General features: G+C 38.6%; 11 protein-coding genes. 10 read left to right on the top strand and 1 reads right to left on the bottom strand.

Going from position 1 to position 8,995, the window contains the following annotated elements:
• The 9 genes from AB5123_RS13180 to AB5123_RS13140 form a co-directional block, all read left to right on the top strand.
• On the top strand, positions 1-186 hold a 186-nt coding region (locus AB5123_RS13180; protein WP_368364932.1), incomplete at its 5' end, for a conjugal transfer protein TrbL family protein.
• 85 nt (positions 187-271) lie between these two features.
• Positions 272-724, top strand: a complete 453-nt coding sequence (locus tag AB5123_RS13175; RefSeq protein WP_117925441.1) for a GNAT family N-acetyltransferase — start codon at positions 272-274, stop codon at positions 722-724.
• Positions 725-827: 103 nt separating this feature from the next.
• Positions 828-1,094, top strand: a complete 267-nt coding sequence (locus AB5123_RS13170) for a hypothetical protein (RefSeq protein WP_368364931.1) — start codon at positions 828-830, stop codon at positions 1,092-1,094.
• Positions 1,095-1,676 (top strand): hypothetical protein, encoded by a 582-nt coding sequence (locus AB5123_RS13165; protein WP_368364930.1) that lies wholly within the window; start codon positions 1,095-1,097, stop codon positions 1,674-1,676.
• A complete protein-coding gene (locus AB5123_RS13160; RefSeq protein WP_368364929.1) occupies positions 1,666-3,501 on the top strand; it encodes a VirB4 family type IV secretion system protein in 1,836 nt (611 codons plus the stop codon). The genes AB5123_RS13165 and AB5123_RS13160 overlap by 11 nt, the downstream gene beginning before the upstream one ends.
• Positions 3,501-4,475 (top strand): hypothetical protein, encoded by a 975-nt coding sequence (locus tag AB5123_RS13155; RefSeq protein ID WP_368364928.1) that lies wholly within the window; start codon positions 3,501-3,503, stop codon positions 4,473-4,475. Before AB5123_RS13160 ends, AB5123_RS13155 begins: the two co-directional genes overlap by 1 nt.
• Positions 4,472-4,708 carry a DUF6103 family protein gene (locus AB5123_RS13150; protein WP_118060133.1) on the top strand — a complete coding sequence of 79 codons (237 nt, stop codon included), beginning with the start codon at positions 4,472-4,474 and terminating at the stop codon, positions 4,706-4,708. The genes AB5123_RS13155 and AB5123_RS13150 overlap by 4 nt, the downstream gene beginning before the upstream one ends.
• A 313-nt stretch (positions 4,709-5,021) precedes the next feature.
• Positions 5,022-5,489 (top strand): hypothetical protein, encoded by a 468-nt coding sequence (locus AB5123_RS13145; RefSeq protein WP_242998250.1) that lies wholly within the window; start codon positions 5,022-5,024, stop codon positions 5,487-5,489.
• A 92-nt stretch (positions 5,490-5,581) separates the two neighbouring features.
• Positions 5,582-6,340 carry a toll/interleukin-1 receptor domain-containing protein gene (locus tag AB5123_RS13140; protein ID WP_181986987.1) on the top strand — a complete coding sequence of 253 codons (759 nt, stop codon included), beginning with the start codon at positions 5,582-5,584 and terminating at the stop codon, positions 6,338-6,340.
• On the opposite strand, the gene AB5123_RS13135 is transcribed toward AB5123_RS13140, so the two are convergent.
• Positions 6,312-7,703 (bottom strand): SIR2 family protein, encoded by a 1,392-nt coding sequence (locus AB5123_RS13135; RefSeq protein WP_368364927.1) that lies wholly within the window; start codon positions 7,701-7,703, stop codon positions 6,312-6,314. The genes AB5123_RS13140 and AB5123_RS13135 overlap by 29 nt on opposite strands.
• Positions 7,704-7,925: 222 nt before the next feature.
• On the opposite strand from AB5123_RS13135, the gene AB5123_RS13130 reads away from it, so the two are divergent.
• The gene (locus tag AB5123_RS13130) at positions 7,926-8,834 is read left to right on the top strand and encodes a tyrosine-type recombinase/integrase (RefSeq protein WP_368364926.1); all 909 of its coding nucleotides are present in this window, start codon (positions 7,926-7,928) and stop codon (positions 8,832-8,834) included.
• The last annotated feature ends 161 nt before the right edge of the window (positions 8,835-8,995 follow it).

The raw sequence follows: 8,995 nt of genomic DNA, 5'->3' as shown, positions 1-8,995 counted from the left end.
ATCGGTCTTCTGACTTACACTCAGCACCCATTGCTTGCGGTGGGGATATGCCTGTCGGCAAACGAAGTGCCGAGGATTGCTCAGATGTTTGGGCTTGATACCAGCGTTAGAGTCAATATGATGAGTGTTAGTCATACTGTTTCTATGGGCAGTAAAGCTGTTGGTTTGATTAAAGGAAAGGCTTGATTTCAGCTTGACATTCAGCATACTTTGTAGTATAATGAAGAAAATTTGATAGAGCCGTAAATCGGAATTTTCGGAGGCGAACATCATGGAGATAGAATATAGAAAATTAAGTGAAAAAGAACTGGATGTATTTATCGAAATGAGAATAAATCAGTTAAGAGAAGAAGGGGCTAAAGAAGATATCGACTTAAAACCTGCATTATTGGATTATTATAAACGTCATATGAAGGATGGTACATTTGTTTCGTGGTTGGCATTGGATGGAAATAATATAATAGGAACCAGTGGAATGTCTTTTGTTGAGAAACCACCGTATTTTGGATGCCCAAGTGGAAAAATTGGTTTACTCTCAAGTATGTTTACTAATCCAAATTATAGACGAAATGGAATCGCAAAAGAACTGCTTTCTCGTATTGTCAATGAAGCTAAGCAATATGGATGCGGAACAATACAAATCACAGCTTCAGATATGGGAGTTAAACTTTACACTGACTTTGGTTTTGAGCATAACGGTAATTTTATGCAATATAAACTTTGATGTAAATTCCAGTTTATTTAACAGTATAATAAAGTATTTATGTAAGTACAGTCAAGCCAAAAGCTTGGCTGTATTTTTATACCCAAAAGGAGGTTTGATAAAATTGAAAACCTACATCTACCCCGAAAACCTAAAAGCTAACGTCAAACTATGGCTCTGGAACGTCCGTGACTTTATCATTATCTGCACAGGGCTGATCTTGTCGCTAGTAGTGCTTGTGAACCTGTGGAACGTTCTTCCCATAGCGGCAACAGCATCTTATGCATTTCTTAGTCTGAGGGCTGACGAAACTTCGATCATAGACTATATTTTTAATGCTGTGAAGTTTTTTCTGACTTCGCAGCAATTGTATTTATGGAGGAAAATTTAAATGACAAAGAACAAAAACAGCGTTCAGGACTTGATAGGTCTTGAACGCTTTACTCGTTTCGGCGTAAAAACCGATAAGGCTGAGATAGCGTTTTTCAGCGTTGAGCCGACCAATATTTCCGTGCTTTCTGCGGCGAATATCGACGTGAAGATACACCACCTTATGATGCTGTTAAGCACTATACCTGATCTCGAGATACTTGCTCTTGACTCCTGCGAGTGTTTTGACTCAAACAAAATGTATGTGAAAAAGCGTTTGCAGACGGAGCAGAACGAGGCGGTGCGGAAACTCTTGCAGGCGGACTATGATTTTCTTGACGAGATACAGGTTGAAATGTCCTCGGCAAGACAGTTTATATTTGCCCTAAGATTCAAGCGTGAGAAGGACGAGCAGATCTTTAATACCATTAACCGAGTGGATAAGGCAATAGCCGAGCATGGATTTTCGGCAAGAAGAATGAGCAAATCGGAGGTGAAAAGAATGATTGCTCTGTATTTCGGAACAAGCATTTCGGGTGATGAGATTCCCGATGTTGAGGGAGAAACCGAATTTGAATTGGAGGTGAAAACAAATGAGGAATAAAAGGCAGAAGAAAAAAGAACTGTCAGATGAGCAGCTTGAGATAGTGGAAGCAAAGGGCTTTTTCGACCGCACCATGCCGGGCGTGATCCGCTTTTACACCGACCACTACATCTGCGGAAACTTCTACAAGTCCTGCTGGGCGGTGACGGAGTATCCGCCAAGTACGGAAGAAACGGCTATACTTGCTCACCTTGCGGACAGGAACGGTGTAACGCTCCGTATCTACAACCGCCTTGTTACAAGCATGGAGCAAAGGAAGATCGTTCAGCAGGCAATGAGGAAAAACCATATGATGACCACCACAAATGACGTCAACGAGAGCATAAAGGCTCAGGATAATATCAACGATGTGGTAGAACTGCTGTCAGAACTTCGCCGAAACAAAGAACCGCTGCTGCATACGGCTGTGTTTATTGAATTAAAAGCAAGCTCGGAAGATAAATTAAAGGAACTGCAAGCCGACATTTCGATGGAATTAACACGTTCAAAAATATCTGTAGACAGGCTTTTGCTCCGTCAGAAAGAGGGCTTTTTATCGGTTTTGCCGACGGGCAATAATGTATTCGCAAGCCAGTTTGAGCGTGTTCTTCCTGCTTCAAGTGTTGCTAATCTTTATCCTTTGAATTACAGCGGAAAAACGGACGAAAACGGCTTCTATATCGGCAGAGATAAGTACGGCAGCAACGTGCTTGTTGACTTTGACAAGCGTACCGAGGACAAGACAAATTCCAATATTTTAATTCTTGGCAACAGCGGTCAGGGCAAGTCGTATCTTATGAAACTTTTGCTGTGCAATCAGCGTGAGGCTGGGAAAAGTGTGTTGGTTTTAGATCCCGAAGCCGAGTACCGTGACATTTGTTCAAATCTCGGCGGAACATACATTGATATGATGTCGGGCGAATTTATGATAAATCCGCTTGAACCTAAAGCTTGGAGCGACGGCGAAAAAGCGGATATTGAAGATCCCGAAACGTTCAGAAAAGTCACAAGATTATCACAGCACATATCGTATTTAAAGGATTTTTTCAGAGCGTACAAGGACTTTTCTGACAGCGAAATTGACACCATAGAGATCATGCTTATGAAGCTGTACGCAAGATTTGGAATTGATGATTTTACCGATTTCAATACGCTGGACAGCGAAGATTATCCAATTATGAGCGACCTCTACGAACTTATTGAAAAGGAATTCATGGCGTTTGATAACGAGAAAAAGCACCTATACACCGAAGAAATGTTACAGAATATCTGTCTGGGACTGCACTCCATGTGCAAGGGTGCGGAGTCAAAATATTTCAACGGTCACACCAACATCAATGACAGCGAGCTTATCTGTTTCGGAGTGAAAGGTCTTATGGACACAAACAAAAGGCTTAAGGATACTCTGCTGTTTAACATTCTCAGCTACATGAGCAATCAGCTTTTGGGCAGAGGAAATACAGTTGCCGCAGTAGACGAGCTGTATTTGTTCCTCACAAATATGACGGCGATCGAATATATCCGCAACGGCATGAAACGTGTTCGTAAAAAGGAGTCCTCGTTTATTCTGGCAAGTCAGAATATTGAGGACTTTCTTTTGCCTGAAATCAAGGAGTTTACTAAGCCGTTGTTTTCAATTCCGAGCCATCATTTTCTGTTCAATCCGGGTAATATTTCTCCGACTGCATTCATTGACACCTTGCAGCTTGAAGAATCGGAGTACGGCTTGATAAAGTACCCTGAAAGAGGTACTTGTCTTTACAGGTGCGGAAACGAGAGATATTTGTTACAGGTCATCGCTCCGCAGTACAAGGCTGTGTTGTTTGGAAACGGTGGTGGTCGGTAATGTCTGCAACAGTTGCGGTTGCTCTGAAAAAGGTAGCGATATATATTCTGGGCGACGAAAAGAAACGAGGTAAGCTGTTTGTTCTGATCGGAAGCATCGCCGCAGGCTTTCTTGGACTGATGTGCCTGCCTGTAGCTGTGCTGTCATCAATGGGCAGTTTGGAGATTGAAACTCCCGAAGTCGACCGTAGTATGTTCACCGATTCCGCTTTTATGGCAACGCTTGATGAGGATCAGCAGTCGCAAATTGCTGAATTTCAAAGTCAAGGTGAAGCCATCGCAGCTGTTATGTCTGCGGTCGGTTTGCCCTCGGAAACCATAAAGGCACAGCTGATTTATTACTCATATTTTGATGAAAATCCGCTGTCGGACTTCACAGAATACGCAAGTCTGTTCGCTAACGCAAACGATGATATCGCACTGCTTGAAAGTATAAATGCAACCTATGGTATTGAAATCCCTTACGATGATTTCATGCGTTCGTACACTTGGACGATGAACGCAACAATCAATGAGTATATGTTTACGGACAGCACAACCAAAAACTGTACGGACATGGCAGCTTGGGCGGAGAATGCGTACATCTCAGGCTGGGGATATATGAACGGATTTATCGGCGAGAGAAACGAAAATAACCGCATCAGATACTGCGATAACGCAGGACTTATGCTTGGGTATCTCAACTACAATCCTGCGGATAAAACGTTTGGAAATGTGCATGAAATTCTTGTTTACACGGAGCAAGGCAGTCTTGATACCATGCCTGAGGTCGCAGGTATAGGACTGTTTGACGGCAGTCAGCATGGGATATATGTCGGTGACGGCGAGGTGATTTACTGTTCCGAATCAGCAGGATATGTGACAAAAGGCCTTGTTTCAAACGGCGGTTGGACAAGCTGGTGTACCTATGAGGGCGTGGATTATCCGCAGGAAGTGCGGGATAAAATTGATGAAAACGGAGGTGACAGCGAATGAAAAAATCAGTTGCGATAACAATTAGTGATGAAAGATTAGCGGCTCTGGAAATGTATTTGGAGCAGAAAAATATTAAGCTTTCGGATGAAATCGACAAGTGCATTGACGGCTTGTATCAGAAAAATGTACCGCAGAACGTTAGGGATTTTATTGAAATGAAGTCGGAAAAGAAGCCTGCAAGAAAGCCGAGAAACTCCTCGACTGCCGAAACGGAAAAGCAGTCTGAGCAGTAACTCGCCGCAGTTCGCGCCGTGTCGCCTTGTGTGGCGAGGTTCTGAGGTCGGTGGGATAACTTTACCCTAACAACGGTCGGAGCGAATTTGGGGCATTTTGTCGAGCGTTAAGAACAAGTCTTATCGCAGAGTTTGAGAATGGTAGAAATCAGATGATTTCGGGTGGGTTTGAGGGGCATTTAATATATTGCTGGTTAAAGTTTTGGCGTCAAAGCCGCCAAAACAATCACATCGAACGAGCAAAGCTCGCCGATTTTGCGAGGTTTTACAAGCCTTGATAAAATGGAGTCAAAAAAGGAGGTTTACGAAAGTCATGGAGTCAAAAGTACAAAAAATGAAAAAAAGCACCGATGTTGCAGAAGAAAACGATGGTGTCACAGCAGAAAAAATCAAGTTTCCGTTGTATGTATTTCCCGAGACTATGAAAACGGTTGATATCTTATACAAGTCGGATAACTGCTCTTCACGCACGGAGTTTATGGAAAAGGCAATCAGATTTTACTGCGGTTATCTTTTGCAGAACAAGCCTGAGCTTGTGGATTATCTTGCTCCGCAGATTGCAACGATAACAGAGGGAATTGTAAAAGGCACGGAACAGAGGCTGTCCCGTGCCTTATTTAAGGTTGCTGTCGAACTTGGTGCGATTACACATATGCTTGCCGCAGTGCATGACATTGACGACGATACAATGATAAAACTCCGTGCTATGTGTACAGATGAGGTTAAGCGGATCAACGGTATCATTAATTTTGAAAAGGCGGTGAGGTATCAGAGAGGTTAATAAGAAAAATGGCTCATTGTATCTTATGAATGGATACAATGAGCTGTTTTTATCAATCGATGATAACTTCAAATTATCGGAGGATGTTTACAATGACTCATTATCAATTTTCACAGATATTTTTAGGTTTTGCTGCAAAAGATAGATATACTGTTGCCGAATCTTTATTGTATCATTTAGAGAATTATGGCGTGCCTGTATGGTATGATAGACATGATTTAATAATTGGAGATAATCGACAAAAAGAAAATTTTGAAAAAGGTATTATAGAAAGTAAATATGCAATTATCATTTTTTCAGAAAATACAGAAGATTGCTTTTGTCTAAACGAAGAAATTGATGTTATATATAATATGCACAAAAAAGAAGAAATTAGAGTATTCCCGATATTATTTAACATTACATTTGAAGATCTACCACAAAAGTATAAATGGATAAAAGAATTGATATACAGAGAAATTAGTGACAAATCAGGAAGTGCAATTACTGTTAGCAGTATTGTTTGTCGTTATTTAAAAGATATATCCGATTCTCTTCCGCATAAAAAATTATATGATTTTACTAGTATTAATTTAAAATGCGATAAAAATGGATACATCAAAGAATTGCTAAAGCAATATTATAGTATTGACCACCATAATCTTAACTCGAGATTAACTATTTTATATAGTGTGTATCTTTTCATAAAAAGCAGCATTACATATCAGCAAATTGTATCGATAAAACCGATAGAGTGGCTATTCAGCATAACTAAGTTGGATTTAAAGATAGATTTTAAAGAATTGCGAATTGCTGAAAACAATCTAATAATTTTACTGAATATTATAGATGACTATTATACTCTGCAATAATTTGTAATACAATGTCTGTAATCTTTATAGCGTCTCTGGATTTTCCAAGTACGTCTATGTATTTTTCTAAATAGGGATATTGCGTTATATTATTAGATATATCATTGTATATTTTTCTCGATTCAAAACCGGAACTTCCTATTGGAATTATTACTTTTCTGTTTTTCTTTGCAATTTGATATTCATTCCAAACCCCGATGGAATTATGTTCTTCATTTCTGCGTTTTGAATCACCAAACAAGAAAATTACGAATTGACATTGATCAATAAGATTTTCTCTATGATTGTGTATTTGTTGTTCTGACATATGCTCAGCAAAAGGCCTCATTTTTAAATGGTGTTCAATATTTGTAATATGTACTTCTGAAAGATAATTTAATCCATAGCCGCTTATATAATTACCAAGTTTATATCCCATACCGGAATAAAGTTGATATTTTTTCAACAATCGATAAGTTAGTTCCTTGGCAAGCTCGTTTGCGAATTTATCATCATCATCATTAAGATTAATAAATGAGCCTGAAATAAAAACACGATATGAACGTATCTTGTTAGCCAGTCGATTTAAAATGTTAGGAATTTCATTATTGGATTTGACTTGCAAAACTTTGATATGGTATCTTGTTTCTAAATCTTTTATAAACGCCTTGTGTTGACAAGTATTTTTCTTTTCTATAATTGTATAATGAAAGTTGTTTTTATCATTTAAATAGGTGGAAATAAATGAAAGACATGATAATACTATTGTATCCGAGAAACTATAACCCAAAAACAAAAATGTATTAGATATAAGTTCCTTTTTAAAAAAAGTAAGCAGTAATTGATGATTATCATTATATTTTTCAATATCAGCTTTAGTTATTACTATATTATCAGAATCGCTAACATCACCATTTAATTTATAGATGGTAACATCTGTTTGAGGAACTAAACTGACTAAATCGGAATCTCGGATTATTTTATTAGAAATAATCCTGCGTTTTGATAAGTTATCTTCGATTACTGAATCATAGTTTGTTGTCCATATGTTTTTGAAATTTAAATCCATTATTGAATTTAATAGTTCGCTTTCAAATTCAAAATTTTTGTTCAATACGGATTTTACTATCGTTTGCAACGCTGTTTTTCCATATCTATTTGAAAAGTATTGTGCTATCGAAAACAAATCCGTATCTTTTGTGATTTTTATATTCAATTTGTGAGCGCATTCTTCCAACAGCTTACCCCAACTTGGGAATCCGACACTGCAAGAACTACCTGCCCCTAAAAATAAGGATGATTCATCTCTAATAATATGTTCTGCCATCTCATTTATAAACTCTTTTTCATTCATACTATCCTCACCATAATTTGAAGTTATCATTCATTCAATCTTCCTATATAATACCATATCACACTTTCCTAAAAAAGTCAATCAACTTTTGAAAACTTTGTAAAAATTCACAAATCGTCTAAATTTGTCGAACTCAAACAACTCTGATATAATATAAGGTAGGTTTAAAAGCAAATTTATTCGTAAGCATTAGTGCTATTTGTGAATGTTGACCAAATTGCTTTGCCTCAGTATTTTTAAGGAGCTGTTTTGATGTTTGAATATAGACCTTTTGTAGACCAATTTCTTGATTATTGCCGTTACCATAAAAAGCTTAGCGAGAAAACTGTGCGTGCATACAAAATCGACCTTTCGCAGTATGTGCTGTTTTCCGATACGCTTTCAAAACAAGCATTGTGGGATTATATCGAGTGCCTGAATAAAAAGTACAAGCCGAAAACCGTAAAGCGTAAGCTTGCAACCCTAAAAGCTTTTATCCACTTTCTTTTGCTGCAAGACTACATAGATTTTAATCCATTTGATAAGCTTGAAACTTCGATTAGAGAACCTGTGCTGCTGCCCAAAACGATACCTCTCGACGTGATCGCTAAGATAATTTCTTTTTCTTATCAGCAGATTGGTTCAGCCCAAAGTGCTTACCAGATGAAATGTGCCGTCAGAAATGCCGCTGTGATCGAATTGCTTTTCGCCACAGGTGCAAGGATAGCTGAGATATGTACTCTTAAACCGGAAAATGTTGATCTTTTAGGACGATCCGTTAAGTTTTACGGCAAAGGTTCAAAAGAACGCCTTATACCCGTGGAAAATATGGCTGTTCTCAGCATACTTAAAAGGTACAGACTGCTTTTTGAAGATAAGATCTCAGTGTCAGGGTACTTCTTCGTCAATAAGCTCGGCAGAAGAATGACAGAGCAGTCCGTAAGAAATATGCTGAGTTCATATTGCAGTCAATGCGGTGTTGAAATGCACATAACGCCCCATATGTTCCGTCACTCGTTTGCCACTCTGCTTTTGGAAGAGGACGTGGATATTCGTTACATACAAAGAATGTTGGGTCACAGCTCAATAACCACGACTCAGATCTACACGCACGTCACATCGTCAAAGCAAAAAGAGATCTTAAAGACCAAGCACCCAAGAAACAAAATGGATTTTCAGTGATATGTTACAACTAATAGTATTATATCATATAAGAATACATCGTGCTGTGAAATGTCAAAATTATTTGGTGAAATGTAACTTTGCGGTGCTTATTATCATAAGGAAGGTGTAAAATGTCGCAGCTTATCGTTACGAGCCGTTATCTGAAAAGCGGAAATCAG

The organism is Ruminococcus sp. RTP21204st1_B2_RTP21204_210225 (assembly GCF_040914135.1).
Taxonomy (GTDB): Bacteria; Bacillota; Clostridia; order Oscillospirales; family Ruminococcaceae; genus Hominimerdicola; species Hominimerdicola aceti.
Note: the sequence above shows the minus strand (reverse complement) of the source record. Positions and strands in the feature narration are given on the sequence as shown.

Bases quoted from the DNA above. Each gene is read 5' to 3' on its own strand.
- AB5123_RS13175 (WP_117925441.1), top strand. From the start codon at position 272: ATGGAGATAGAATATAGAAAATTAAGTGAAAAAGAACTGGATGTATTT.
- AB5123_RS13165 (WP_368364930.1), top strand. From the start codon at position 1,095: ATGACAAAGAACAAAAACAGCGTTCAGGACTTGATAGGTCTTGAACGC.
- AB5123_RS13160 (WP_368364929.1), top strand. From the start codon at position 1,666: ATGAGGAATAAAAGGCAGAAGAAAAAAGAACTGTCAGATGAGCAGCTT.
- AB5123_RS13155 (WP_368364928.1), top strand. From the start codon at position 3,501: ATGTCTGCAACAGTTGCGGTTGCTCTGAAAAAGGTAGCGATATATATT.
- AB5123_RS13150 (WP_118060133.1), top strand. From the start codon at position 4,472: ATGAAAAAATCAGTTGCGATAACAATTAGTGATGAAAGATTAGCGGCT.
- AB5123_RS13145 (WP_242998250.1), top strand. From the start codon at position 5,022: ATGGAGTCAAAAGTACAAAAAATGAAAAAAAGCACCGATGTTGCAGAA.
- AB5123_RS13140 (WP_181986987.1), top strand. From the start codon at position 5,582: ATGACTCATTATCAATTTTCACAGATATTTTTAGGTTTTGCTGCAAAA.
- AB5123_RS13135 (WP_368364927.1), bottom strand. From the start codon at position 7,703: ATGATAACTTCAAATTATGGTGAGGATAGTATGAATGAAAAAGAGTTT.
- AB5123_RS13130 (WP_368364926.1), top strand. From the start codon at position 7,926: ATGTTTGAATATAGACCTTTTGTAGACCAATTTCTTGATTATTGCCGT.